We start from the raw sequence: 24,784 nt of genomic DNA on the forward strand, positions 1-24,784 counted from the left end.
TCCGGCTGCTCACCGGCGGGAGCCGCACCGCTCTCCCTCGCCAGCAGACCTTGCGGGCGGCGATGGACTGGAGCTATGACCTGCTCTCTCCGAAGGAGCGCGCCGTCCTGCGCCGGTTATCCGTCTTTGCCGGGGGCTGGACGCTGGAGACTGTCGAGGCGGTCTGCACCGCGAAAGGCGTCACGGAAGACGAAATTCTGGACGTCCTCACGCAGTTGGTGGACAAGTCCCTGGTGAACGCCGAGACGCTGAGTGGCGAAGTCCGGTACCGGATGACCGAAACGATCCGGCAGTACGCTCAGGGCCTACTCGCCGCGTCGAAGGAAGCTGCCGACGTCCGAACGCGGCACCGCGCGTGGTATCTGAGCCTAGCGGAACAAGCGGAGGCACAGATGTACGGGGCAGAGGACACCATGTGGCTGAACCGGCTGGAGGTGGAGCACGACAACCTAAGGGTCGCGCTGGGATGGAGCACCACCGCGGAGGAGGATGCCGAGACGAGGTTGCGGCTCGCAGCAGCCCTGGAATGGTTTTGGACCAGTCACACCCACTGGAGCGAGGGGCGCAGGTGGCTAGACACCGCCATCGCCGGGAGCCGCAACATAAAGTCGACCGCTCGGGTGAAGGCAATCTGGGGGGAAGGACGCATGGCAATGTGGCATGGCGATTACAGGAGGGCGCTGGCCCTGTACGAGGAGAGCCTTGCGCTGGCCCGGAAACTGGGGGACCAGAGGGGCATCGCGATGGGGCTCTTTGGGCGCGGGGTCGCGACCATGCGGCAGGGGGACTTCGATACGGCCGCAGTCATGTTTGAGGAAAGCCTCGAGGTATCCCAGAAACTGGAGGACAAGTGGTCGATGGCCAGGGCGCTCGCCCTGTTGGGCAGCGTGGCCCATCGCAAGGGAGACTATACCAAGGCCGTTTCGTTGTGTGAGGAGAGCCTCGCCACGTTCCGGACCCAAGGCGGGAAGCGGTGGATCGCCTATGGGCTTCGTGCCACGGGCCACGCGGTGCGGCTGCAAGATGATCTGGAACGAGCGACAGGGCTGTACAGGGAGAGTCTGGCGCTCTCCGGGGAAGCTGGAGACAAGTGGATCGCGACGGAGTGCATCGAGGGACTGGCACTCATTGCCAGCGCACACGGGTACGCCGAGCGGGCGTCGCGCCTCTTCGGGGCGGCCGAGACCGCTCGCGAGACATTTGGCATTACATATCCGCGCCCCGAAGCCGGAGACCAGGAGCGCTTCTGGGCAGCGATCCGCGAACGGCCACAGGGGACAGCCTTCGCGGCAGCCTGGGCCGAGGGCCGGGCGATGACGCTGGAGCAGGCGGTCGAGTACGCGCTCGCGTCTGTCGAGTCAGCGGAACCCGCGAGGCCGCGGCGGCGGGCCACACGGCCGGAGGGCGAGGTCCTGACGTCTCGTGAGCGCGAGGTCGCCGCCTTGGTGGCCCGCGGCCAGACGAACCGCGAGATTGCAACGACGCTCGTCATCTCTGAGCGCACCGCCGACGCCCATGTGCAGAACATCCTCAACAAACTCGGGTTCGGCTCGCGCGCCCAGATCGCGGCCTGGGCGACGGAGCGGGGGCTGAGGACCGACCCAGAGACCGACGCCACCGATTCCCAGGTTCTTCCATATCGTCCGCAGCCGCCTCGCCGCGATACCTAGGTACCGCGACCGCCTTCCAACCACCTCAGCATCGCAAAAGATAAGCACCGGCATCGGCCTTTTCCGCGATGTCGCGGGCCTCCATCCCCGCTAGTCTGGGAGTCGCAAGAGACGAGCGGCGGGGAGGAGGCACCGCTACTTGCTGAAGGCGATCGGCGACCAGAAGATCGTGGAGGACCGCGAATGGGCGGCGCGTTATCGGCTTGCCCTGGAGGCGGATCGGGCACGGCGCGAGGCTCGGCAGCCCGACAGATCGCCCTGACCGGCCTGCTTCGGATCCTCGCGAGCGCCTTAGGGTTCGGCCGCCTCGTGCAGCCAGCGATAGCCCCAAAACCGCAGTCTGAACAGGTGCAGGCCGCGGCCTTTGGGTGCCGCACCAGGTACAAGGACGGATTCGCCGTGGCCAGCCGGCCGGTTGGACCCGCACGAAGGGAGGACGCGACCATGATCGATGTGCGCAGATCCAATGTCCGAAGCAGCACGATCTCGTCGCCCGTCATCACACCGCGCACGACGGTGGCGACTGCACTCAAGCTGCTGCGGGAGCACGACGTCGCGGCGTTGCCGGTCTGCGACGGGGGCCGGTTGGTGGGACTGGTGCGTGAGAACGGGTTGCTGCGTCTCACGCCGTCGGAGGTCGCGACGCTTGGTGTGTACGAGTTGCGCGACTGGCTCGACAGGCTGACGGTCTCCCGCATCATCGAGCCCGTGCCGGCGATCGCCTCCGACGCGTCGCTCGAAGACGCCGCCGTGCTGATGCGCACCGGGCGCCATGAGGTGCTGCCCGTGCTGGACGGGGACCATCTTGCCGGATTGCTGCCCTGGACCGCGTTGCTACCGTAGTACCGAACGGCGTGTGAAACTGATCACAGCAAGACGATATTTTGCACGATAGGGTTGCTTTATCCGGCCCTTAATGGCCGAAAATCCGTGGCGGCCTTCAGGCAGCGGATCAAACTTCAGAGGCGCGACGGACTCGGGCGTGACTCATGACCGAACGGGTGGAGACGGTGATCATCGGCGGTGGCCAGGCCGGGCTCGCGATGAGCTACCACCTCTCTCGGCTTGGGCGAGAGCACATGGTCCTTGAGGAGAAGTGGCCGGGCCACCGCTGGCGGACAGAGCGCTGGGATGCCTTCGCGTTGCAGATCCCGAACTGGACGCTCCAACTCCCCGGCTACGCCTACCAGGGCGATGACCCGGACGGCTTTGTCGGACGCGACGAGGTAGCGCAGTTCGTGGAGGACTACGCCGCGTTCATTCGGGCCCCCGTGCGGTGCGGGGTGCGGGTGACCGCGCTCCGACAAAAGCCAGGAGCAGACCGACTCCTCGTCGAGAGCAACGATGCGATTATCGAAGCGGCCAGTGTCGTCGTCGCGACCGGTCCGTATCAAAGGCCCGCGGTCTCACCGCTCGCGGCCGCCATGCCCGGCTGGGTGTTCCAGCTTCACTCAAGCGGCTACCGCAACCCCAGGCAACTCCCGCCCGGTGCGGTCCTGGTCGTGGGGTCGGGCGCGTCCGGCTCCCAGATCACCGAGGACCTTTGTGAGGGAGGACGTCACGTCTACCTCGCCGCGGGGAGCCACCGGCGACGGGTTCGCCGATACCGAGGGCGGGACATCGTCCGGTGGCAATGGGAAATGGGAGTGTACGATCAAATGGTGGAAAACGTGCCTCCCGAAGACAGGCTGGGAGGCCTTGGGAACATCACCGGCGTCCGCGGCGGCCACGACATCGACATCCGGCGCTTCGCCGCGGATGGCGTGGTGCTCCTCGGTCATCTTCGAGACGTCCAAGACGGGAAGTTCACCTTCGCCGCCGACCTCGAGCAGAGCCTGGCCCGGGCCGACGAGTCGTACCATCGCCTCCTGCATGCAGTGGACGACTACATCAAGAAGACGGGCCTCGATGCACCCGAGCCGGATGCGACCTCCCCGAGCGCCACGGTTCCGACTCCGATCACTGCGCTCGATCTCCGGACCTCGGGAATCACCTCCGTCGTGTGGTCGACCGGATTCCGCGACGACTTCGGGTGGATACATCTGCCCGTGTTCGACGGTGCCGCCCGGCCCGTCCATCGCAGGGGTGTGACGCGCCACCCGGGCGTGTATTTTCTCGGGCTTAGGTGGCTGCACACCATAGCGTCGAGCAGCTTGCTTGGGGTCGGGCGAGACGCCGAGTACCTTGCCGAGCACATCGCTTGCGAGAATGTGAATCGTTGAATCCAATAATGTGAGCTGAAAACCAACAGCGAGCGGGTGATTCGGGATCGATTCTGTTGACCCCCATGACACCCGTGCTGGAGGAGTGGCTTGCTTTGCTCTCTCGGGTCCGGCGGCATCACGGGAAGGACGCCTTCGCGGGGCGCGATCACCGTCGACACCTACTGAAAGCCGGCTTCGCACGAACTGAGGCAAGTGCCTTCGGGGAAAGTGCGGGGTCGCCGGAGCAGACGCGATGCTACGCCGCCCTTTTCAAGGCGCTGCTCCGTGACTGGGCCCAGACGGCGACGGCAGAAGGGTGGGCGGACCAAAGGACGATGAACTCAATGATGGCCGAGATGGATGCCGGGGCGGAACGTCCAGATGCGTTCTTCGCCTGGATGTATTGCGCGGCAGTCGCCTGGAAGAGGAACTGAGCGTGATGCGCCGCTAGATTACAGCGTCGTCCCCGAGTCGAGCAGCGCGATCATCGGTTTGAGGCGGTCGTACAACTGCGCCGTCACGCGCGCGTCGTCGAGACAGTAGCGCGCGATCTCCTCGCGCCGGCCTTCGCGGTACAGCGCGGCCACGCCGGCGCCGCGAACGCCGTCCTTGGGCGACGCGAGACCGAACTGGCAGGACCAGAACTCCAGGCCGCCCCTCATCCGGCTCGCGTGCCAGAACGTGAGGACGTCGTACAGGTCGCAGTGATTGTTCAACCGGTACCGCGGCCCCATGAGGTTGCGGGACGGCGGCACGCCGAGGATCGCGGATCGCAGCAGCAGATACGGCCCGTCGAAGGCCCGGCCGTTGAACGTGACGATGAGCGGGGAGTCCCGCTCGATGACGGCCCAGAACTCGCGTACCATCGCGGCTTCGGAGCCGCGAAAGATCTGCGTGTCCTCGCTGAACGCCGTCCAGTCCGACGCCTCACCCTCCACGAGAACCCGCCCCCGGCCGGCGTCCGGATCCCACAGGCCGATCGCGACGATGCGGCCGGTCGCGGCGTGGAGCGCGAGGCGCTCCCGCGCGGCGTCGGGATCGCCGTCGCCCTTCGACCGTTCATTGAGATAGGTCTGTACCGGCAGGGAGAGAGTCTCCCATTCCTGGCCGACCGTCTCGATGTCCAGCGCCACCACGGGCCTCGGCATCACGCCTCCCCCCCATAGCCGCCGCCGCGCGCGCCGATCGCCGCTACCGTCCGCCGCCGGCACCCCCGGCGCGCGCGTAGACGATGTGCTTCCGGTTGGACGTGTGGGGCCGGATCTTGTGCGGCCACGTGCCGCTGTCGGCCGCCTGCTTGAAGGCCTCGCTCTCGGGGACGTCGGGCCGATCCATCTCGTAGAGCGCCACGTACCGCGGCACCCCGGGGGTGTCCGTACGGTACCGCGCCGCGCTCAGGATGCCCGGCACCTTGAGCAGGGCCGGAATATGCTCCCTGTCGTAGACGTCATTGAACGCCGCTTCGACATCCGGGGCGACGTCCATCATCACCACAAACAGATACGGTGCCTGTGCCGCCATGCGCGCGCCTCCCTCTCGTCGTCCGGCGCGTCCCGCACGCGGGAGGCGCCGGGAGGATCATCGATGAAGCCACCGTGGCTCGTGCTCGGTCCCGGGGATGGGGAGGCGCTGCGCCTGCGTCCGCCGTCCCGCAGCGGCAACGTGACGATCAAGGTGGACCGCAAGACCGTGGGGTCGCCCCGGCTCGCCATGGGGCGTCAGCGCCTCGGTCCGGGCGCCTCGATCCCGGTGCACCTGCACGAGCATCAGGATGAGATCCTCTTCGTGCACGCCGGCCGCGGCACGGCGGTCTTCGACGGCCGGCGAGTGCCCGTCCGGACGGGGACGACCATCTTCGCCCGCCGCGGCGTCTGGCACGGTGTCGAGAACACCGGGGGCGCGGACCTGCATCTCATCTGGATTATCTCGCCGCCGGGACTCGAGGAGATGTTCCGCGACATCAGCGTGCGGAAGGGCCGGCGCCCCCGGCCCATGACGCGGGATGAATTCGCGGCCCTCGTGCGCCGACACCGCATGCACGTGCGTCCGGCGGGGCGGCCTACGCAAGCAGATGCGGCGCGTGGCGCTCGACGTCCGGCCGCATCTCCCGCAGCGCGTCGCCCACCGCGGCGGCGCACGCTTCGATCTCGGCGTCGGTCATCGGCACGCAGAGACTGAACGAGCCGCGCGAGATCGAGTAGATGCCCCGGTTCAACAGGTGCAGGTGCAGCAGCGACTGGAGGGCCGCGGGCACCGCCGCTCGTGACCGGTAATCCGTCACCGGGCGATCGCTGAACAAGATGCTGGAAAACGATCCAACGCCGGTGACCTGCGCCCGTATCCCCGAGGCCCGCGCCGTCTCGGACAAGCCGGCCCGCAGCCGGGCGCCGAGGGCGTTCAGCCGCTCGATCTGCGGCTGATCGAGCAGTCGCAGCACCGCCGCGCCGGCCACCACCGTCGCCCGGTTGCCGTTGAACGTGCCCGAGTGATGGAGAAACCCCGGCCGGCCCGGATCGAACAGATCCATCACGTCGCGGCGGCCCCCGAAGGCGCCGACCGGAAACCCGCCGCCGATGATCTTGCCCATCGTGGTAAGGTCGGGCGTGACCCCGAAGAGCTCCTGCGCCCCCCCGCGGCTGAGCCGCAGCGTCTGAATCTCGTCGAAGATCAGCAGGGCGCCGTGCCGGTGCACGGTCTCCCGGAGGCCGGCGAGGTACCCCGGCGCCGGCGGCAGGTAACCCAGGCCGCCGGGCGCGGGCTCGACGATGAGTGATGCGATCTCGCCGGGACAGCGCCGGAAGGCGCGGTCCACCGCCGCGAGGTCGTTGAACGGCACGACCACCACGTCGTCCAGGACGCGCTTCGGGAGGCCTGCCGACGCCGGCACCGGCCGCGGGTCGTCCGCCGGACCCGCGGCGTCGAGACCGGGCGAAACGCTCACTTCCACCGCGTCGTGCGTGCCGTGGAAACCGCCCTCGATTTTGATGAACCGCTCGCGGCCGGTGAACGCCCGGGCCGCCCGAAGCGCAAAGAGCGTCGCCTCGGTGCCGGAGTTGCAGAAGCGGACGGCATCCAGCGACGGCACGCGATCCACCAGTACTTCCGCCAGCTCGATCTGCGCGGCGAGCGGCGCCGCGTACGCCGTGCCGCGCCCCAGCTCCCGCGTCACGGCTTCGAGCACCGCGGGATGGGCGTGGCCCAGGATGAGCGAGGTGTAGTTGTTGACGAAATCGACGTAGACGTGGCCGTCGACGTCCCGGATGCGGCAGCCCTCGCCCCGGTCGATGAACAGGGGGTACGGCGGCCAGTAGGCCGACGTGCGGGTGTCGCCGCCGGGCATCACACGGCGGGCCTGTTCGATGAGCCGCCCGGACGCCGGCGTTCGATGGAGGTAGGTCTCGAGCGCGTTGGACATCGCTAAGCTCCTCTGCCGCACCGGCGAGGGGGACGTTCGGCCGGAGCCGCCCAAGTCCTCTACGTCCGGCCTCCGTCGCGGCGGCCGATCTGTTCCGCGAAGCGCGTCATGATCCCGGCGGCCCCCAGCATCGCCGCGGCGCCGACAAAGAAGGCCGATTCCACGCCCCGGGCGGCGCTCGCCGCCCCGAACACGAGCGGGCTCACGATCGCGGCCACGCGCTGCATGCTCTGCCGGAGTCCCAGCGCGACGCCCCAAAGCTCGGCGGCGACGGATTCCACGAGCAGGCTCATCGTCAGCGGCTGGGTGAACCCCAGACTTGCCCCCATGAGTCCCGACGCGGCCGCCAACGGCCAGAACGCGTGGAGGAACGGCGTGACGGCGAACGCGCCGGCGACCAGCACCGTCGCCCCCACCAGCGACCCCGCGGTGCCGAGCCAGGCCACGCCGCCGGCGAGCAGCGTGCGAACGACCATCGAGGCCAAACTGACCGCGGCGACGAGCAGACCAATCATCGGTGCCGGGAGTCCGGCCTTGGCCAGGTACAGCGGATAGAAACTCTGCTGCAGCGCCTGCGCGCACACCATCATCGCGGAGATGAAGAGAATCGCGCCCACGCCGCGTTGTCGAAGAATGGTGCCGGCCAGCGTGTACGCGGTGCGCAGGGAGACCGCGCGCCGCGGCGACCGCGGCACGTGCCGAAGTGACGAGGCGACGGCGAGCGACGGCAGCATCAAGATCCACACTGCCGAGAACGCCGCCGCGTACCCGAAGCGGCCGGCGATGAACCCGCCGATGATCGGGCCGGCGACCGCGCCGGCGGAGTTCCAGAGCGAGTAGTAGCCGTAATTTCGAATCCGCGTGGCATCCGTGCTCGCCCCTGCGACGATCGCCTGCGCGGCCACGGCAAAGCCGATGTTGGCCACCGCCATCAAAGTGTACGCCACGCCGATCGCGGGCACCCCGTGCAGCGCCGTCAGGATCGCGCCGCCGAGGCCGAACAACACGACCGACGCGAGATAAACGACGGGGGATCCCCGCTGGTCGACGAGCGCGCCCGCGTGAATCGAGATCGCGAACGGCGCGATGCCCGAGAGCCCGACCACGACGCCCACGACGCCCGCGGACGCCCCCTGCGACACGAGGTAGAGCGGAATGAACGGCGTGGCGACGTACCAGGCTCCGTTCGTGAGCACCTGCAGGGTGTTGTTGAGCCGCAGGAGCGAGCGGGGATCGGCCGCCGCGCGTCCGGCGGTCGGCCTCGTCATGGGGGCGGCGGCGCCGGACGCCGGCGCATCGTGCGAATCGGCCATTCGTTCTCCTGGTAAGTCCTGGTGCGTCTGGTACGGGGTTCTCGGGCGCGCCGGCGCGCCCCTCCGCCGCGCCAACCGTGTCTCTTTGCGACGCGAAGTGGGCATGACAGACGTCGGTAAGTCCAAGGAGGATCAGGGGAGGGGAACCATGGAGTTTGAGCATTTCGAGTACAAGTTCTCCTCCGAAGGCGCCGGGGTGGGCCGGCGGATCGCCTCGCTGCTGGCCGAACAAGGATACCAGAGCCTGCACCGGGAGGCGGTCGACCTGGTGCGGCGCTATCTGCCCGGCGGGGCGGGCGCGGAGCCCGCCGACCCGCCCGCGCACGCCGCGACCGTCGACGTGCTCATCCCTCCGGCCACCCCGGCCGTACGGATCCTGGTCTGCGAGCGGCCCGCGATCGGCGCCCCCGGCAGCGCGACCGTTGCCGTGGTCGCGGTCGGACGCTCGCTGGACGAGGCGCACCGCAGCCGCACGGCCGCGAAACTCGCGCTCGACAGCAAGGGAAACGGCGACAATGAGCTGGCCGGGCACCTCACCGCGGACAACGGACGCGCCCGCGCGTCGCGGTTCCGGCCCGAGTGGGCGCAGGCCCTCGGCCTGACGCATCCGGACGCACCGGGGACGCCGTCGCTCTCTACGCCGCGGCCGCTTGCCTCGGCGCAGGCGCTGTTCACGCTCCAGGGTGCGCAGCCGCTGCTCGGCCGGCCGGCCGTCGTGCGCTCACGCCTCGACAAGAGCGGCAACGGGACTCACGTCGATCCCGCCGTCCTCGACGGCCTGGTGGCCGAGGGGCTGGTCGAGCGCAGCTTCGTCCTCATGTGCCGCGAGAGCGGCCAGGTCGTCGGCATCGGCAAAGATGCCGCGGAGGTGCAGGCGGCGATGCAGTTAGCGATCCGCTGTCCGCACTGCCGGCGGCCCCTCGGCGACGAGAGCCAGGACGTCGTCTACAGCCTCAGCACGCCCGGCGAGGAGTTCATCAGGAGCACCCGTTGGATGCGCGACGCGCTGGAATCGTCACTCCGGAAGCGGCACTGCGAGGCGGTGCTTCTCGACGGGGCCGCGGACGGCCGTCTCGACGGGGCGGCCTGTTACAAGGACGCGGTGTTGCTGTTTCGCCTGAAAGACGGCGCCGCGGCCGACGACGACGTGCGGATGCTGCTGCAGGCGTCGGCGGAGTTTGCGCATGTCGCGCCCGGGGTCCCGACCCGCAGCGCGATCGTGACGACGCAACCGGCGGCTCCCGCCGCCGGCGGCAACGGGAATCCACCGTGTGTCGTGCTGGATGCGTCGCGCCTGGACGAGGGCTTGGACCGGCTGCTCGAGGATGTGAAACGCGAGGCCTTTGCGCGGCTGACCGGGACGATGCTGCAATTCGCCCGGCCGGATCCGGGCACGCTGTTGTCGCGGACGCCCGCCTAAGACCGATCCGTCTCAGTTGTCGCTGGGGCGCCCCGGCGCGAATGTCTCTTCGGCGCGGCGGGCCTGGCCGATCGACACGGCCAGTTGCGCGGCCAATTGACCGAGGGATTTTCGCCACTTCTGATCGGGCTTCGTCGAACGGCGGCAGAACACATGAAGGGCGCCGAGCAGGCGCCCGTCGTCGATCAACGGCCACGAGTACTTGGACTTGAATCCATCGCGCCGATCCTGCGGCGGGTGAGTCACGACGAAAGGATCCCGCGCCAGGGCCACGGCACCCTCCCCGCCGCCCGCGGAATCGAGCACGAAAGTGTGAAGCCCGAACTCGGTGCCGAACGCCGGCATCGTGGCGTACCGATCGAACAGGAGCACGCAGGCCGAGTCCACCCCAAACCGCTGCAGCGCCGCGCCCAGGACCATCGTGAGGTCCATGCGAAGATCCAGCGTTCCCGTAATGAGGTCATGGATCTCGCGGAGCGCCTGCTCGTTCGTTTTCCGGCGTGGCACGGCAGTTACCCCCCGGTCGTGATGTCCTCCTAAGGGTAGTGCCCGCCCCGATCCGGCAAAAGAGTGTTGCCATCGTTCCGCGCGCGTAAGTTTTGTCGCGAGAAAAACCTGACGATTCGGGGTGCTGGCACATCGCCGTGCCCGCCGGACCCTTGCCGCCTAAAGACTGTGGAAGAAAACGAAACTTCACTGTAATTTTTCCCGCGGCGCCGGGGAGGTTACAGCGGCCTCCGGGGCCATCGGCCGCTGCCCCGAGGACTGCGCTTCAGTGACTCAGGTTTGCGCTGTCTTCCTCGGACACGAAGACAACCCGCAGGAGTTCCTCCACGGTCGTGACACCCTCGAGCACTTTCTGCACGCCGTCCTGCCACATAAGCCGCATCCCCTTCTCCTGCGCGGCCTCCCGGATCTGATCCGCGGAGGCCCCGCCGAGCACCGCCGCGCGGAGGCGGTCGTTCATCACCAGCAACTCGAATACTCCGATTCGTCCCCGATAGCCGGTCCCGTGGCAGTGATCGCACCCGCGGGCGCGGTGCAAGCTCAACCTCGTGTGCTGCGCCGGGTCCAGCCCCAGCCGGCGCAACGCCTCCGTCGGCGGGGTATACGCCTCCTTGCAGTGCGGGCAGATCACGCGCACCAGCCGCTGGGCCAACACGCCGATCAGCGAGGCCGTGACAAGAAACGGCTCCACGCCCATGTCCGCCAGGCGCGTCGTGGCGCCCGCCGCGTCGTTGGTGTGCACCGTGGTGAGCACCAGGTGTCCCGTCATCGACGCCTGGACGGCGATCTGCGCGGTCTCGCGGTCGCGGATCTCGCCGATCAGCACGATATCCGGGTCTTGCCGCAGAATGCTGCGGAGGCCGCTCGCGAACGTCAGCCCGGCCCGCGTGTTCACCTGCACCTGTTTGACGCCGGCCATCTGGTACTCGACCGGGTCCTCGATGCTCACGATGTTGCGCTCCGGCGTGTTGATCCGCGCCAGCGAGGCGTACAGTGTCGTCGTCTTGCCGCTGCCGGTCGGCCCGGTGACGATGATCATGCCGTACGGCTTCGTGATCAGGGTCTCCCACGCGGCCAGGAGCGAGCCGGGGAGACCGAGCAGGTTGAGCGACACGCTCGCGCTCGTTTGATCGAGCACACGAATGACGATGTTCTCCCCCAGCACCGTCGGCAGGCTGCTGACGCGGAGATCGTATTCCCTGCCGTTGAGCCGCGTGTGGATGTGCCCGTCCTGGGGCAGGCGGCGCTCCGCGATGTCCATGTTGGCGAGGATCTTCACGCGCGAGATGAGAGCGGCCTGAAGCTGCTTCGGCGGCGCCATGACCTCCCGAAGCAGCCCGTCGACGCGGAACCGGACCTTCACGTCCTGCCGGTGCGGCTCCAGGTGGATGTCACTTGCCCCGGCCTGGATGGCCTGCTGGATCACCTGATTGACGACGCGGACAATCGGCGCCTCCTCGACCATCGAGCGGAGACGCTCCACGGTGATCTCCTCGTCCCGCGCGGAGGTCTCCGGAACTTCGGCGTCCGACCCCGGCGTGGACGTCTTGAGAAACTGCTCTACGTCGGCCGCGATCCCGTAGAACCGGCTTTGGGCCCGCGTGATGTCCTCCGGGCTGGCGATGACGATCTCGACGTCCAGGCCGGTGAGCAGGCGGATGTCGTCGATCGCCACCACGTTCGACGGATCGGGCATCGCCACGACGAGCCGGTCCTGCTTGCGGGCGACCGCGACCACGTTGTGGCGTTGGGCCAGATTCCCGGGGACGAGCCGCGCCGCCTCGGCGTCGACGCCGTCCTCGGCCAGTTCGGTGAAAACCAGTCCCCACCGCTGCGCGAGCGCCCGCGCGAACTGGCGCTCGCTCAAGACGCCCATCTGCACCAACTCGCGGCTGAGACGCGGCCCATGCTTGCGCAGGACCTCGACCGCCTGGTCCAGGACCTGTTTCGGCAGCCCCAAGTCCCGCAGCGCCTCGAGCGAACGTCCGAACTCCGCGCGCCGTTTTTTCCCGGTCAGTGTGACTTCGCGACGATCCGCGAGCGTCGTTGTGGTAGAGGCTTTCGGCCCGGCCATGGCAAATTCGCGAGAGTCTCCCGGCATGATACGTATATGCCCTTCGCAATAAGGTTTTTAGACGGGGGATTCCTGGCCCCGGCCGGTCCGGCGCCGATCGCCGTACAGTCGAGGCACTCGTTGGACAGGGAGATCGTGACCTCGCCGGCGACGTGCCCAAGCGTAGGGAGATCACCCGCGACGTCACTTTGGAGGCGGTCCCACACCGGTGCGCCGTTGATGAACGCGTACGCGATCCGCGTGTGGAGCGTGCCCCAATTGTAGAAAACGGTGAACGCCTGGAGAAGGCCCCGCGCGTCCACGACCGCCTCCAGCGCATACGGCGGACCGGGCCGAACGATCCGCGACTTCATCATCGGTGATGTGTACAGCCACTTTGCGACCGCCCGCCGCGCGCCGGTGTCTTCGGTGCGCCCCGATAGCGGTGACCGGTAGGTCGCCATCGTCTGCGTGACGATGTCCCGCCGCACGCCGCCGATCGCGTACCCGTCCTCAGGCGCGTCGTCGAGCATGAAGAAGTCGTGGGCGTGAAAGTCGGGCAGGTCGTCCGGTTGAGTCTCGATCCGCTCTTTGATGACCCGCTGAACCACCCGCGTGAACGGCCGCAGCACGAGCGGCAGGCGCATCTCGCGAATGGCGAGCATCCGGTGGAGCGGCTCACCCGGCCTGTGCCACTCCGTAAGCGCCCCCCGGGCGGTCGCCGTGAGCCGGCCGCCGCCGGCATACCGGACCGCGAGCAGCACCGCGAAATCTGCCTTCATCGTGTAGGCATCCGAGGGCTTCGGCGCGAGGGCGAGCCGCATCAACTCATCGACCGAAGGGGTCTCTGCGCCACCGGGCAAGGCGGCCGCGAGCGTGAGGAGGACGGCGCACACCGCAGTCCTTCCGGCGTTGATTCGACTTTTCCGCAACCAGGCACGCACCATCTCTCACCCGATGGCGGATACTTCGGCATCGGCGTCGCGTTGCTTTCTTTCATGGTAGGCTGGGCGGGACGCGCGCCTACCCGGATCGGCGACCCGCTACTTGACGGCTATCACCTTCGCGTGCATAAACGGATGATTCAGGCACGTATACTCGTACATGCCCGGCCTGATCACCGTGACCGTAAAGCTGTGACCGGGCGCCACCTGCCCCGAGTCCCACACGTTGTGGTCCGCCGTCGCGGTATGCGGCACGACATCGTCGTTGGTCCACGTCAGCTTCTGTCCAACCTTGATCGTGATCGCCGCCGGCTCGAACGCGAAGTTCTTCACCTGAATCCGGACGCCGGTGCCCACCGGGTTCGCCGATGCCGCCGCCCGAGGAGACACGCCGGTCCAGGCGACGCCGATCACGAGCAGCAGTGCAGCCATCAGGGTCGCGGCACCGCGCGCCATTGGCGCGCCTCGGAATCTCGCCCTGCCTGCCATTGTGCGCCGTCCTTTTCCACGGTGTGCCGGCGCGCCGACGGAGTCGTTTCGGCCGCGGCCGCCCGTGATTGTTCGCTCAGACGTGAATACACCGGAACGGGGCGCCCGGATTGGCGTTCACGGATCGGCCCGCCCCCCCTGGCCGGCGTTGGGTTCAATGAGAAGGGGGACGACCGGCGTGCGGCCGTCCCCTTTGTTGCGGTCCTCGTTTTCGCTACGGGTACGGGTTGCTCGGCGACCCCGGTTGACCGCTCACGATCACCGGCCCGCGCGGGTTCGGGCTCCCGCGTGCCGGCTCACGCGTGACCTCGATCGCATCCGGCATCACCGCCACCCCGGTCCCCTCGACGATCAGCCGCGCGTCGCCGCGGGCGTCTGGACGCACCGTTCCCAACGACGTCCAGGTCCTGCCGTGTCGCGCCCAGGCCTGATAGGTCTCGCCCGCGGGCGCCGCCGGGAACTTCTCCAGCGTCAGCACGGCGATGGCCGCGCCTGTGTGTCCGCGGTACACGGCATGTGTCTCCGGTGGAACCCCCGCAGTCGCGCGGAGGCGGACGGCGACCGTCTCACTCGAAGTCAGCAGCGCCAGGGCCCGCGCGTCGAGCCCGCGCGCCGCCTGCTCGTTGCGAATCCCCAGCACGGCCCCAAGGCCTGCGGCTACGAGGACCAGCACGCCGAGCGCGGGCGCGAGCCCGACGCGGAGCTTCTGCAGACCCGCGCGGATGCGAGTCTTGGCGGTGCCGAGCGGCAGCTGGAGGGTCGCCGCCACCTGATCGTGCGTCAGTCCCTCCAGGAAGGCCATCTCCAGCACCCGGCGCTGCCCCTGCGGCAGCGCGTTCAGCGCCTCCCGGACTTCCGCCCGCCGCGCCTCGAGATCAACGACTTCGTCGGGACCGGGCATCGGATCGGCCGCCTCGGCGACGCGCAGGCCGTCGGGATCGTCCTCCAGCTGCGGCTGACGGCTCCGACGTCGCAGCTCGTTCAGGATCCGGTAATGGGCGATCTGAAATGCCCACGCGCGAAAGGTGCCCCGCTCCGGCGCGAATGTGCCGGCCTTCCGCCAGATCGCGAGGAACACTTCCTGCACGATCTCTTCGGCGGTCGTCCGGTCCAGCGTCTGGGCGGCGAGCGAGAAAATCCGCGCCGCGTACCGGGTGTAGAGAGGCCCGAGGGCCTCCTGCCGGCCGGCAGCCAGCTGCTGCATTAGCTCTTCGTCGCTGCTCTCGCGTCCGCCGGGATTCACGGGAATCCCGCGGGTCTCCCGGTGCCACCTCCACCGCGGATACTGCCGCGGGCGCATCAGTTTCCGACCGCCAGCGGAGCGCGCATGAACGCGCGGCCGGTGCGCACAAACTCGCAAATCCCGGTACTCGGAAGGGTCACTCGAATCGCCTCCGACGCCTGCTACTGCATACTACACCGGCGCGCGCGCGTCGGATGTAATCGATCCGACACCGCTATTGTCGCGACATCGTAACAGGACGAGCGACCCGGCATCCATGCACGCGCCGGGGTGTATCTGAGGGTGAAGAGACTCGGAGAGAGGAGGGAGAGACAATGCGGAAGATTTTTGCGGGCTTCACCCTGGCCGCGGCGTTGGGCCTGTGCGGATCCACGGCGTTCGCGGGAGACGATCTCCACGACGTTCAGCCCATCGGGGACGCGCCGGTCCGTCTGATGCCCGCACAATATGACGCGGGCGCAATGGCCGGGCCCGGGCAGCCTGCCCTGGGGCCGATGCAGCAGATCCGCCAGGCAATCGGGAACGACGGACAGCAGTAGGGAACGCGGCCGGCCGCCCGGGAACCAACGAGGCGGCCGGCCTACCCTCTACACCACTACGCCACGGCAACCTTGTTCGTGCGGCCGACCCGGTCTTATCCACACTGTCCACAGTTTATTAGAACACTCGTTTGCACCGCTGGATTCCACGGTGGTCGCCCGATTGCCTACAGTCAGGCTACGGTGGACGGTTCACGCCGCCCGAAGGATTTTCTGACAAGCGGTGGCGCGGGCGCCACGGCGTCGGCCAGGCGGGCAATGATCGGATTGCCAAGACCCTCCTCGAGCAAGCGGTGACCGATGGCTGAAGCATGGTCGGCTAGCCGGCTCGCGAAGTCATTCACCCGCCGGACCAAGACGTCAGGATCGAGGCGCAACTCTTCCGCCATTTTCCGCCGATGATGGAGTCGGATATTCCGGAGACGGTATTCGCCGCCCAGTTTCATCGAAAGCGTAACCCTCTGAATGTCGTGATCCGGGTAGGGCAGCACGCTCGTTATATCGTACAGAGGCGCAAGACGAACGCGGGCGTCTGCGCCGATCAGCAACGAGTAGTTCTTGGCGTGCGCATCCGGTCGCCCCGCCCGCGATCACGAGCCCGTCAAACTCGAACGGGTCAAGCGACTCCCCGGCCGACGCCAGGTCCGAGAGCAGGGTGTCGAGCGATCGGCCGAACAGTTCCCGGGCGCCACGGTCGGCCAACCGGAGCGCTTCCGCGCCAAGCGTGGCGATGTCGACCGGCACCGGTGCTCGCCGTGCTTCTCGCCGTTACTGCCGGAAGTCTTTGCGGAGTAGGCAGTTCCCGTGGGCGGACGTCTATTTGTCCCTGGCACTGCTGCACGACCGATCCCGGCTCCACCCGCCGTCCGTGCAACGGTAGTAATTGTGCCCCTGATAGTAGTATGGGCGGTTGTACGGATAATTGGACGGCAAATAGGCCGGTGTGTAGCCGTACGGATAGTAGACTGGAGCGCCGGAGCCATACGGGTACGACACGGGCGTCTGCACCGGAGTGTTGTAGGCCGGGTCATACGCCGGTGCCTGAGCCGGTGGGTTGTTGTGGCCCACGATGTAGCCGATGATGCCGCCGAGCAGCAGTGCCCCGAGGCCGACGGCAATGGGGGACGAGAGAATGGAGGAGGAGGACGATGGCACGGTCTGCGCCGCGGTCACGTTGACCTGACTCAAGACGAGTTCGTTGTTGGTCGGAATCACGGCTGCCGCCGCTTGGTCACCAGCGTACGACTGAAGCGAGCACAATGGGACGGCGGCTCCGTTGACGTACGCCGCGGTCTGGGTCGTCGCCTGGAACGTCTCGTTCCCGGCGCCGGTTGCCATGGTGACTTGTCCAGTGTCGCAATTCACCGTCTGAATGGTGCCCGAAATTTGCACAGCCTGCGGCACCTGGGCGCTTCCCGTGCCGGCAAATCCGAGACAGGCAAGCAGGAGCACGGCGACTGCGGCGGTCAATTGACGCATCATTCTGACCCCCCGCTTCTTCTAGGCGGCAAATTGGACACGCCCTCACTTCACACACTAAGCGGAGAATCGGAAGAACTGGTGAACAGCCCATGGGAAGATGGTGCGGATCGCATGAAGATCACCCACCTTCACTGGGTCCGGCAGGAAACCATGGCTGATCGCGCGAGCCGGCCGGTACGGCAATGCTGAAGCGGCTCGGCGTCCGGGTCTGGCGCTGGCTGCCCGGCTGGACGCGGGGCGCGCTCACGTGGTGCCTGAATGCGCACTTCATCGTCGGCGCCGTCGCCATCATCGAGAACGGCGAGGGCGGCGTCCTCCTCGCCCGCCACACCTACCGGCGGGATGCCCCGTGGGCGCTGCCCGGCGGCTGGGTGCAGCGCGGGGAGGACCCGAGTAACACGATCGTCCGGGAGATTCTCGAAGAAACCGGCCTGACCGTCGAGGTGCTCGCCCCGCTCGCCGTGCAGCGGGAAAGCCCGCGCCACCTCACCATCGTCTACTCAGCCCGCCTCGCAGGCGGCACGTTTCGCGCCAGCGTCGAGGTCTCCGCAGTGCGCTTCGCGCCGCCGGGCGCCTGGCCGGTCGACCTTCGTGACGATCACCGTGCGCTGATCGAGCAGTTCGTCCATCATCGAGGCGTCGGGCGCCCGTAGCGGGTGGGGTGTACGACGTCGAACCCCGCGGCGAGCGGTCATCTGCTCGTGGCCAGAGACTCAGCATGCCAAACGCCACTAGCCACGGCTCGATCGGGGCGCCGCCGTCGGACCAAGTCCGGTTTCGGCGCGCGGTGGTTTCCAAGTGTGCAATCGGACCAGCAACACGGTGAGTCTTGCGATCGCATACTACTCCGGCGACAACGACTTCTTCGTATCACAGGGCTGGTGGAATCTCAACCCGGGAGGCTGCGCCACGGTCTTCCCTAACAACTCGTATGATAGTCACCGCTACTACTATGCGGAAACGAAAGGCAAGGCGACGACATGGACGAGTGACAACGGCCCCGACGTCGGTATCGACCCCCAAAACCGGTTTATGCTTGCTCACGCGGACAGCATGTCGCAGTGCCCGAGCCCGGACGTAAGGCAGAGGTTTCACTTCTTCGGCGACAACGACCTGAACTTAACGGCCGGGGACGCACCAATATACGTGGATGTGGCGTCCATACGAGGGTCTGTCGTACGTGTCCATCCAACAAGTGGACATCAAGAGCCGGAACGCGGACGGCTCGTTCATGGTACGGGGTGCTTCGGGGCCCTCTTGAATTCCGCCAACACGACGTGGACGTTTCACGAGGAAATGACCGGCGGTACCCACGACGTGGGCGCCTGTAGCGGAACCATGCTGTTCACGATCCACGACTGAATCTTAACCTCACGCGGGCAGGCCAATCCAAAGGATGACACCAATGCGCGGACGGAACACGCGGCCTCTCGCGACTGGCTGTTGCACGGCTTTCGACCGCGCCGTGGCGGGATTCGTCGCGGCCGGAAAGGGACGTGCGCCGGAACATGTCTCCCGAACTTCGGCGACGATTAAGACGCTCAGACTTTCTCCGGCTTCTCCATCTGGAAATGCGCGGTGTAGATCGGGTTGCACGACGGGTCGATGCGCTGAAAGAGCCACGTCAGAAACTCCCCGGAGAACAACGGGTATAGCCGCAGCCGCTCTTTGGTCATCGGGACACGGTCGCCGATGGTCGTTACGTTCGTGAACCCTGCCTTACGCCCGTGCTCCAGAAGCACTTGCTCCGCAAGCGCACCGGCCAGTCAACCTGCGTAGGCGGCCTCGTTCTCCAACACTTCCTTGGGCAGCGCACCATCGATCACGGAATCGGAGAACACCAACCGGCCACCCGGCCGAAGCACGCGGAAGATCTCGCGAAAGAGTTTCCCCTTCGATGTGACGAGATTGATGACGCCGTTGCTGATCACCGCGTCTACGGCACCAGCGGGCAGCGGGATGTCCTCCATGCGCCCTTCGATGAACTCGACGTTCGAGGCTCCCATCGCCCTCGCGTGCGCCCGTGCTTTCTCAACCATCACCGGCGTCATGTCGAGACCGATCGCTTTCCCGGAAGGGCCGACCTGGAGCGCCGCAAGCAGCGTGTCGATGCCGCCGCCGCTCCCGAGATCCAGGATGGTGTCTCCGGGCCGCAGACCCGCGTAGCGGACGGGGTTTCCGAGACCGAGCGCCATCTCCGCCGCGGACGTGGGGAGCGGTGCCAGTTCGTCCGGCGTGTAGAGGCTCTGCGCCACGCCGGCGTCCGCCGGGACTACGGCCCCGTACGTTTCCCTTACAATCCGGGCGGCCTGATCGTCTGACCAATGAAGTTCATTCGTCCCAGGCATATACCGTTGTCTCCTTCGGCGCTCCGTGGCGGCTCAAGCGCGGTGCCTCCTAATGTTCCAACCACGGGCGCGGGTCTGAGTCGACCACGATTGAACTGGGAACTTTCGTATTACCGCCCTCCTCGCCCACCGCTTCTACTGGCATCCGGCCCACCTGGGCTCATCCTTCCTTCGGCCCTTCGCTTGAGAGGCACCGGCGGAGCCCCGCCGGGCGTATGAGCGTCCCTCAGGCGGTGTCGGGGGTCGACCCCTCCCGTCTCGCCTGCTGCTGAGGCTGGGGTCGCTCAGCCCTGTGTCAGAATCACTCCGTGCCACCCGATCCGTGCTGCAGCGCCTCGTTAATGAGACCGAGCAAGACGTTCTTGTAGTTCAATTTCATCTTCTCGTCTGCCGAAATATCCTTGAAGCCATGCGCTAGCACTTCTCGGTCAATCTGCACCAACGTGGCGATCGCGGTCTTGCGAGCCTCCTTGAGTCGCTCCTCAGGTTCGGAGCCGGGCGTCTTCGATTTGGTGATCTCCTCCATAAGATCGCGGTACGATCGCAACACAGACACTAACCGGTCCTCTTGCTGCGTTAGGTCCTCAAGTGTACGCTCCGGCCTCCCCTCGAGCCAGGCATCGATCCAACCGACTTCGTCAGCCGAAGCACCCTCAGCGCTGAGACGCTCGCGATCTTCAGGTGAGAGTCTAGACAGTCCGTGCTGCGCGCCCCCGGAGGGCGACGTCGGTGCGCCCCCCTCATCGGCCAGTGATGGTTGGCGTGATGCACTCAAAGGCGTTGCAGGTATTGTCGCAGAACGGCGCCGCCAGACCGCAAACGGTCCCACAAGAAGTAACAGTGTTCCAAATCCGGTCACGTCATCACCGTCCTTTCCTGCCATTGAATTTCCACACGATTGAAAGGGCTTGCGCCTTGTTTTGCGCTCACAAAGGGAAAAAACCCGGCACGTCATTTCCGGCCGGGTTCGCCATTCGCTCCCTGCCGCCCAGGCGACCATCTACGGGCTGCGGATCATCGCGTCCGAAAGCCGCACGCGCGGTAGCGTTCCGAATCGCCTCTTCCCCGCCCCCTCATCCGATAGAGCGCATCGTGGCGGCGATCTGATTGTGACTCCGAACGCTTGGGACAGGTCCGAGGTAGATTGCGAATGAACAATCGGCGGCGTCGGATTGCCGTGGGGCCGTTCGGCCCTCCCGACGTTTAATCCTGCTCGATGGGCACCCGTTGCTACACTCCGCGGATCATCCCCGACGCCGCGCGGACGCAGCTCTCGTCCGCTGAGCACATCGAGTACGTCCTCCAGCGCGTCGAGACGGAGGTCGGCAAGCTCTACGCGCATATCCCCGAATCCATTCGGCTCAAGGAGACGGAACTGACCGCCGAGGAACGGCGACTGGCGAATTTCGTCGACTTCATCGGCGAGGGCCGCGGGAGCGGCACGCTCGCGCAGGCACTGCTGGAAACAGAACGCAAGGTCGAGGCGCTCAAGGAAGAACTCGATGGCCTGCGGCGAAATCGTGACAAGATCTTTCAAACCCATCGGGCGACCCTACTACGTCGCCCGAACGTCCCTCAACGCCTTGGCGCTCCTGGAAATGCCGTCTGAGGACGGCAGTGAGTACACCGGTTCGAATTCTTTGCATTGGTGGAGACGACCGGATTCGAACCGGCGACCCCCTGCGTGCAAAGTAGTTCCGACCGGTGTCCCTCACCTTCCGTGGTTATCCGCCAACGTCCGCCAAATTCACTTGAACAGGGACGCTCCGTCCCGAAGCACGGGCTGCATTTCGTTCGCAACCACATCAGGTTCGTAGATTTCCAGATACGTGACGCGGCGCCCCGCGTCGTTCGGCTTCAATCCTTTGTCGAGCGCCCGTCTCAATGCGAGCGGGGGGTTGCCCGCCGCGCCCATATCTCCGCTGTTGCGGACGCACGAGGTGCGCAGTTGAAAGCCGGTGACGATCTGCCCATTGTACCGGATCACAAAATCGGTGCCGGCCCGGACCGGACCCGCATTCCCGTCGAGGTTGCTGTTCTGAAGCGCAAATCGCGTTCCCAAGAGACGAATCCCCTCGTCGACGATGGTCTGCTTGGTGCGCAGCGGCTCACGCGCATCGCGCTTCCCCCGGTCGTTGATATTGAGACCGGTGCCCGTCGAGAGCGAGACGTATTGATTGGGAAAGTCGGCGGCAACGACTTGGAACACCCGCTGCCACGCGTCAGTATATCTGCGCGGCGTGTACGAGGCACCGAGCCACTTCCGAATATCTTCCGGTCTCTCCGGCAACGTGGACTCCGCGGACACCGATGTCGGTCCGGCGGCCGCGATCACTCGAAAGACCTGGGACTTACCGTACCGGGCGCTGAGTTGTTTCAGGAAGGCGAACCAATGGGTGAGGTAGACGTCGTCCCATGGCATCGGGAGCCTCTCGACCGTGCCCTTGCCGGGCCCGTATTGGATCGCGAACCGTTCGGTCTTGGCATCTTTCAGGGCCCATGAGGGAGAAAAGAAGCCCGGGAAGATCAGGAGTTGCACCCATTTGTGAGAAGACTCCGCAGCGGCGAACAGTTGATCCAGCTTCGACCAGTCCGGTTTTCCTTCGACGGGCTCGATGTCGCCCCAATGGATCTGCAACGCGACGCCGCTGATAAACGGATTGCTCAACGCGTGCAGAGCCAAGGCTCGGCCGGCCTGGTTCTCGACAACGACAACCAGTCCGCTCGGTAAAGAGCCGGTCGGTGACGGCGGCGATTGCTGGGCAGCGGTCAGTGTCGTGTTCGGAGATAGCAGCAAGGCGCAAGCCAACAGCGAAGCGATACGCCGACGCGGTAATTGGCGCATGGCCCTTCCGTCACGCCGAAATTCGATTGGGTTCCTCAGACCGCACATCGGGCGTCTAGCACGGCGGGCTGTTGATCGTAATCGGCGCGTTGTAATCGTAGTAGTCGGTCGTGGACGTGCTTGCGCCGCTTGTAGACGGACTGCCTGCGCTGCTTGTGCGCTCGGCCCGGCGCGGCAGCCCGGTGCCGGTCGCGACGTACAGCTTCTCTTTCGACGTTCCCGATGCGGCCTTGTAGGTGACCTCATAGTCGAGCAAATAGGTCTGTGTGGGCGTGCCGTCGACCGTCGCACGGTCGCCTCGGGTCACCGTGATGGTGACATCGGTCCCGGGCCCTTGCCAATCGCGCGGATCCGGAGTGGGGATCGAACCCGGCGCCTTCCGGCAGGCGCCGCCGGACATCGTCCACAAGTCCTTACCAACCTTGAATATCTCTGTCGTCCGGCCGCTTCGCGTCATCGTAATGTGAAACCGGTCTGGCGCGACGAACTCGACCATGGTGGTATCCACCAGCCCCCCGGCGCGGAAATGTCTGGTGTGCGCGCGCCACGTGTGCATCGACGCCATCTTCTTGTAGACTGCCTTAACCTCGGCCACGACCAGCGGATCACCCTTGAAGGCCGAGCCGGCGGCCCCGGCGGCGACCCCCGTGCTCACGATCACGCTCAGCATCACGACGAGCAGAGCCGCACGAATCATGAAGATACCCCTCCCAACTGGACTCCAGGCGTCGACGCGCAGCGCGCGGTTGAACGGAGCGCGGCGCTTAAAAGTACACGACCTTCAGCGACGGGCTCGCGTACTTCGTGAGGCACGCTTCGCTCGTCGGGGGATTGGGGCCAGGCTGGAGCAGGCCCGCCACAATGAATCCGTAGGCGGCGGCGTATCTTTGGGACGCCCAGACCGACACAATCGGGCTGACGTCAATGCCGGGCTGCGGATGAGACGAGAGCGTCACCAGCCCGCGCTTGCTGTAGGTCATATTCCCAAGTGGGGAGAGCCGCCACTCCCGGGTCGCGGCGCCGACATGAACCGCGCACCAACCGCCGCCCTGGAGCGTGAATTTCCCCGAAGTATAGACCAGGGTCTGTACTGACTCGAGCGTCAAAGCGGCCGAATAGAACTTGTGCCTGGCGAGCTCCCCGAGATCGAACGCCATGCCGGCGAGCGCGTTGACCTGTACGGATGGGTTAGTGCCCTTATAGTTCCCGCTGCAGAACTGCTTGTAGCCAAAGATATCGGCATGTTGTTGGAGGCTCAACAACGCCGCCTCGGCCCCGGCGTACACACCGAGCACGCCGATCGACCCTGACGTCGGCCGTTCGTTCCTCAGAGGTGGGAAGAACGCCGTAAAGGCACCTTCCTTGTCGGCGGCTTGGAAAAACGCGGAGGCGGGAAAGGGACCCGACCCACAGTCGACCTTGGACGCGCTCCACGCGACTTGTGTCTGGGTGAAGCTGGCTTTGAACGAACGCGTCGTCGCCGTCGCGCCGGGCGCATAGCAGTAGCGCGGACTATCAGCGGAGGTCTGCTTCCCGGCCAACGCCTGGACGGCGAAGCACAGGTTGGCGTAGCCCTCGGACGGCTTCTTCACCAGGAAGTAACGCTTTGTGACCGTCCCCAAGAGTTGATGGCCGCCGCCGTCAACCCGAAACACCTTGTACCCGGTCACGGCTTTGTCCGATTCGTCCCAGATTAGTTGAAGATCGCCTTGCTTCACGGCGCTATCACAGATCGCCGCGAGCAGGCTAAGCACCGCGACGCAATCCGCTTTGCTCTGCACCGGACGTAGGTGCGTGGGCCGCGCGATCGTGGACTTGGCGGGAGCCGCACCGGCGGGAAGCGGTGCGCCGAGGATGGACAGACCGAGAATGCCCGCGAGCGCGATCAGGACATAGCCGCGACGCTGAGCCATGACGCCGCGTCCCCCATAAACCAAAACTAAGCGTGCAGATTGCACGTCGGTTTCCCCCCTATCGATTGTGACAGGATCGGCCGGCATGGCACCTCGATTGTCAGTCCCGCCGTACACGCACCCCCTCTGAACGTCATCGGATCGTGACGTGTCCCCGATACCCTCCTCCGGAGTTCCGGTCAATGTCTGGGTCGGGGTGGTTGATCGTGGCCTCCCAATCGACATCCAATCCGTGCTAGCGTTATAGTGAATCTTGTTCCGAGGCCACCGGAATCTGATGGCTCAGGGCCAACGCATATACCCGATCAAGATCAAGATACTGAGCACATCTGCAATGGCTGGGGTACTTGGCGGCCGTTTTCATTTGAAAGCCGGTGATTGGAGGCGCTTCGCCACACA

General features: G+C 66.3%; 25 protein-coding genes, 1 pseudogene and 1 riboswitch. Of the genes and pseudogenes, 8 read left to right on the forward strand and 18 right to left on the reverse strand.

Annotated elements, in window-relative coordinates:
* From VGZ23_12250 to VGZ23_12265, 4 genes are all read left to right on the forward strand, one after another.
* Positions 1-1,670 (forward strand): LuxR C-terminal-related transcriptional regulator (locus VGZ23_12250; GenBank protein ID HEV2358361.1); only part of this gene is annotated, 1,670 nt, incomplete at its 5' end.
* 139 nt (positions 1,671-1,809) lie between these two features.
* Positions 1,810-1,932 carry a hypothetical protein gene (locus VGZ23_12255; protein ID HEV2358362.1) on the forward strand — a complete coding sequence of 41 codons (123 nt, stop codon included), beginning with the start codon at positions 1,810-1,812 and terminating at the stop codon, positions 1,930-1,932.
* A 182-nt stretch (positions 1,933-2,114) separates the two neighbouring features.
* Complete coding sequence (locus tag VGZ23_12260; GenBank protein ID HEV2358363.1) at positions 2,115-2,513, forward strand: CBS domain-containing protein; 399 nt, start codon at positions 2,115-2,117, stop codon at positions 2,511-2,513.
* A gap of 146 nt (positions 2,514-2,659) precedes the next feature.
* Positions 2,660-3,892: an NAD(P)-binding domain-containing protein gene (locus VGZ23_12265; protein HEV2358364.1), complete on the forward strand. Its 1,233-nt coding sequence runs from the start codon at positions 2,660-2,662 to the stop codon at positions 3,890-3,892.
* Between the two features lie 434 nt (positions 3,893-4,326).
* Here VGZ23_12265 and VGZ23_12270 read toward each other — a convergent pair whose 3' ends face one another.
* The 5 genes from VGZ23_12270 to VGZ23_12290 all read right to left on the reverse strand — a co-directional run bounded on the left by VGZ23_12270 (position 4,327) and on the right by VGZ23_12290 (position 8,602).
* The gene (locus VGZ23_12270; GenBank protein HEV2358365.1) at positions 4,327-5,022 is read right to left on the reverse strand and encodes a ribonuclease H-like domain-containing protein; all 696 of its coding nucleotides are present in this window, start codon (positions 5,020-5,022) and stop codon (positions 4,327-4,329) included.
* Between the two features lie 43 nt (positions 5,023-5,065).
* Positions 5,066-5,395 (reverse strand): hypothetical protein, encoded by a 330-nt coding sequence (locus tag VGZ23_12275; protein ID HEV2358366.1) that lies wholly within the window; start codon positions 5,393-5,395, stop codon positions 5,066-5,068.
* Between the two features lie 57 nt (positions 5,396-5,452).
* On the reverse strand, positions 5,453-5,785 hold the full coding sequence (locus VGZ23_12280; protein ID HEV2358367.1) for a hypothetical protein: 333 nt from the start codon (positions 5,783-5,785) through the stop codon (positions 5,453-5,455).
* Between the two features lie 148 nt (positions 5,786-5,933).
* Positions 5,934-7,289, reverse strand: coding sequence for an aspartate aminotransferase family protein (locus tag VGZ23_12285; protein HEV2358368.1), 1,356 nt, complete (start codon positions 7,287-7,289; stop codon positions 5,934-5,936).
* 59 nt (positions 7,290-7,348) lie between these two features.
* A complete protein-coding gene (locus VGZ23_12290) occupies positions 7,349-8,602 on the reverse strand; it encodes an MFS transporter (GenBank protein ID HEV2358369.1) in 1,254 nt (417 codons plus the stop codon).
* 148 nt (positions 8,603-8,750) lie between these two features.
* On the opposite strand from VGZ23_12290, the gene VGZ23_12295 reads away from it, so the two are divergent.
* Positions 8,751-10,022: a hypothetical protein gene (locus VGZ23_12295; GenBank protein ID HEV2358370.1), complete on the forward strand. Its 1,272-nt coding sequence runs from the start codon at positions 8,751-8,753 to the stop codon at positions 10,020-10,022.
* Between the two features lie 12 nt (positions 10,023-10,034).
* Here VGZ23_12295 and VGZ23_12300 read toward each other — a convergent pair whose 3' ends face one another.
* The 5 genes from VGZ23_12300 to VGZ23_12320 all read right to left on the reverse strand — a co-directional run bounded on the left by VGZ23_12300 (position 10,035) and on the right by VGZ23_12320 (position 15,315).
* A complete protein-coding gene (locus VGZ23_12300; GenBank protein HEV2358371.1) occupies positions 10,035-10,529 on the reverse strand; it encodes a GAF domain-containing protein in 495 nt (164 codons plus the stop codon).
* A 265-nt stretch (positions 10,530-10,794) separates the two neighbouring features.
* A complete protein-coding gene (gene gspE / locus VGZ23_12305) occupies positions 10,795-12,603 on the reverse strand; it encodes a type II secretion system ATPase GspE (GenBank protein HEV2358372.1) in 1,809 nt (602 codons plus the stop codon).
* A complete protein-coding gene (locus VGZ23_12310; GenBank protein HEV2358373.1) occupies positions 12,543-13,478 on the reverse strand; it encodes a hypothetical protein in 936 nt (311 codons plus the stop codon). The genes gspE and VGZ23_12310 overlap by 61 nt, the downstream gene beginning before the upstream one ends.
* 147 nt (positions 13,479-13,625) lie before the next feature.
* Complete coding sequence (locus VGZ23_12315) at positions 13,626-13,982, reverse strand: cupredoxin domain-containing protein (GenBank protein ID HEV2358374.1); 357 nt, start codon at positions 13,980-13,982, stop codon at positions 13,626-13,628.
* 247 nt (positions 13,983-14,229) lie between these two features.
* A complete protein-coding gene (locus VGZ23_12320) occupies positions 14,230-15,315 on the reverse strand; it encodes a sigma-70 family RNA polymerase sigma factor (GenBank protein HEV2358375.1) in 1,086 nt (361 codons plus the stop codon).
* 257 nt (positions 15,316-15,572) lie between these two features.
* On the opposite strand from VGZ23_12320, the gene VGZ23_12325 reads away from it, so the two are divergent.
* The gene (locus VGZ23_12325; GenBank protein HEV2358376.1) at positions 15,573-15,797 is read left to right on the forward strand and encodes a hypothetical protein; all 225 of its coding nucleotides are present in this window, start codon (positions 15,573-15,575) and stop codon (positions 15,795-15,797) included.
* 173 nt (positions 15,798-15,970) lie between these two features.
* On the opposite strand, the pseudogene VGZ23_12330 reads toward VGZ23_12325, so the two are convergent.
* Positions 15,971-16,366: pseudogene (locus tag VGZ23_12330) on the reverse strand (HipA domain-containing protein).
* Positions 16,367-16,613: 247 nt separating this feature from the next.
* The gene (locus tag VGZ23_12335) at positions 16,614-17,279 is read right to left on the reverse strand and encodes a hypothetical protein (GenBank protein HEV2358377.1); all 666 of its coding nucleotides are present in this window, start codon (positions 17,277-17,279) and stop codon (positions 16,614-16,616) included.
* A gap of 182 nt (positions 17,280-17,461) precedes the next feature.
* Between VGZ23_12335 and VGZ23_12340 the strand changes: the two genes are divergently transcribed.
* Positions 17,462-17,932 (forward strand): NUDIX hydrolase, encoded by a 471-nt coding sequence (locus VGZ23_12340; protein ID HEV2358378.1) that lies wholly within the window; start codon positions 17,462-17,464, stop codon positions 17,930-17,932.
* Between the two features lie 888 nt (positions 17,933-18,820).
* Here the strand turns inward: VGZ23_12340 and VGZ23_12345 are convergent.
* The 3 genes from VGZ23_12345 to VGZ23_12355 form a co-directional block, all read right to left on the reverse strand.
* Positions 18,821-18,955 carry a hypothetical protein gene (locus VGZ23_12345; GenBank protein ID HEV2358379.1) on the reverse strand — a complete coding sequence of 45 codons (135 nt, stop codon included), beginning with the start codon at positions 18,953-18,955 and terminating at the stop codon, positions 18,821-18,823.
* A 90-nt stretch (positions 18,956-19,045) separates the two neighbouring features.
* Positions 19,046-19,534, reverse strand: coding sequence for a methyltransferase domain-containing protein (locus tag VGZ23_12350; GenBank protein ID HEV2358380.1), 489 nt, complete (start codon positions 19,532-19,534; stop codon positions 19,046-19,048).
* Positions 19,535-19,928: 394 nt separating this feature from the next.
* Positions 19,929-20,183, reverse strand: coding sequence for a hypothetical protein (locus VGZ23_12355; GenBank protein HEV2358381.1), 255 nt, complete (start codon positions 20,181-20,183; stop codon positions 19,929-19,931).
* A 394-nt stretch (positions 20,184-20,577) separates the two neighbouring features.
* Positions 20,578-20,661: riboswitch (cyclic di-GMP riboswitch) on the reverse strand.
* Positions 20,662-20,843: 182 nt separating this feature from the next.
* Between VGZ23_12355 and VGZ23_12360 the strand changes: the two genes are divergently transcribed.
* Complete coding sequence (locus VGZ23_12360) at positions 20,844-21,236, forward strand: hypothetical protein (GenBank protein ID HEV2358382.1); 393 nt, start codon at positions 20,844-20,846, stop codon at positions 21,234-21,236.
* A gap of 138 nt (positions 21,237-21,374) precedes the next feature.
* On the opposite strand, the gene VGZ23_12365 is transcribed toward VGZ23_12360, so the two are convergent.
* The 3 genes from VGZ23_12365 to VGZ23_12375 all read right to left on the reverse strand — a co-directional run bounded on the left by VGZ23_12365 (position 21,375) and on the right by VGZ23_12375 (position 24,472).
* On the reverse strand, positions 21,375-22,472 hold the full coding sequence (locus VGZ23_12365; protein ID HEV2358383.1) for a hypothetical protein: 1,098 nt from the start codon (positions 22,470-22,472) through the stop codon (positions 21,375-21,377).
* Positions 22,473-22,527: 55 nt separating this feature from the next.
* Positions 22,528-23,169: a hypothetical protein gene (locus VGZ23_12370; protein HEV2358384.1), complete on the reverse strand. Its 642-nt coding sequence runs from the start codon at positions 23,167-23,169 to the stop codon at positions 22,528-22,530.
* Positions 23,170-23,236: 67 nt separating this feature from the next.
* Positions 23,237-24,472: a hypothetical protein gene (locus VGZ23_12375; GenBank protein HEV2358385.1), complete on the reverse strand. Its 1,236-nt coding sequence runs from the start codon at positions 24,470-24,472 to the stop codon at positions 23,237-23,239.
* Positions 24,473-24,784 lie beyond the last annotated feature (312 nt).

It is taken from the genome of bacterium, assembly GCA_035945995.1.
Lineage (GTDB): Bacteria > Sysuimicrobiota > Sysuimicrobiia > Sysuimicrobiales > Segetimicrobiaceae > DASSJF01.

Bases quoted from the DNA above. Each gene is read 5' to 3' on its own strand.
- VGZ23_12295 (HEV2358370.1), top strand. From the start codon at position 8,751: ATGGAGTTTGAGCATTTCGAGTACAAGTTCTCCTCCGAAGGCGCCGGG.
- VGZ23_12265 (HEV2358364.1), top strand. From the start codon at position 2,660: ATGACCGAACGGGTGGAGACGGTGATCATCGGCGGTGGCCAGGCCGGG.
- VGZ23_12275 (HEV2358366.1), bottom strand. From the start codon at position 5,395: ATGGCGGCACAGGCACCGTATCTGTTTGTGGTGATGATGGACGTCGCC.
- VGZ23_12345 (HEV2358379.1), bottom strand. From the start codon at position 18,955: ATGACCAAAGAGCGGCTGCGGCTATACCCGTTGTTCTCCGGGGAGTTT.
- gspE (HEV2358372.1), bottom strand. From the start codon at position 12,603: ATGGCCGGGCCGAAAGCCTCTACCACAACGACGCTCGCGGATCGTCGC.
- VGZ23_12370 (HEV2358384.1), bottom strand. From the start codon at position 23,169: ATGATTCGTGCGGCTCTGCTCGTCGTGATGCTGAGCGTGATCGTGAGC.
- VGZ23_12315 (HEV2358374.1), bottom strand. From the start codon at position 13,982: ATGGCGCGCGGTGCCGCGACCCTGATGGCTGCACTGCTGCTCGTGATC.
- VGZ23_12320 (HEV2358375.1), bottom strand. From the start codon at position 15,315: ATGCGCCCGCGGCAGTATCCGCGGTGGAGGTGGCACCGGGAGACCCGC.
- VGZ23_12280 (HEV2358367.1), bottom strand. From the start codon at position 5,785: ATGCAGGTCCGCGCCCCCGGTGTTCTCGACACCGTGCCAGACGCCGCG.
- VGZ23_12325 (HEV2358376.1), top strand. From the start codon at position 15,573: ATGCGGAAGATTTTTGCGGGCTTCACCCTGGCCGCGGCGTTGGGCCTG.
- VGZ23_12360 (HEV2358382.1), top strand. From the start codon at position 20,844: ATGGGCACCCGTTGCTACACTCCGCGGATCATCCCCGACGCCGCGCGG.
- VGZ23_12290 (HEV2358369.1), bottom strand. From the start codon at position 8,602: ATGGCCGATTCGCACGATGCGCCGGCGTCCGGCGCCGCCGCCCCCATG.
- VGZ23_12270 (HEV2358365.1), bottom strand. From the start codon at position 5,022: ATGCCGAGGCCCGTGGTGGCGCTGGACATCGAGACGGTCGGCCAGGAA.
- VGZ23_12260 (HEV2358363.1), top strand. From the start codon at position 2,115: ATGATCGATGTGCGCAGATCCAATGTCCGAAGCAGCACGATCTCGTCG.
- VGZ23_12365 (HEV2358383.1), bottom strand. From the start codon at position 22,472: ATGCGCCAATTACCGCGTCGGCGTATCGCTTCGCTGTTGGCTTGCGCC.
- VGZ23_12335 (HEV2358377.1), bottom strand. From the start codon at position 17,279: ATGATGCGTCAATTGACCGCCGCAGTCGCCGTGCTCCTGCTTGCCTGT.
- VGZ23_12340 (HEV2358378.1), top strand. From the start codon at position 17,462: ATGCTGAAGCGGCTCGGCGTCCGGGTCTGGCGCTGGCTGCCCGGCTGG.
- VGZ23_12285 (HEV2358368.1), bottom strand. From the start codon at position 7,289: ATGTCCAACGCGCTCGAGACCTACCTCCATCGAACGCCGGCGTCCGGG.
- VGZ23_12375 (HEV2358385.1), bottom strand. From the start codon at position 24,472: ATGCCGGCCGATCCTGTCACAATCGATAGGGGGGAAACCGACGTGCAA.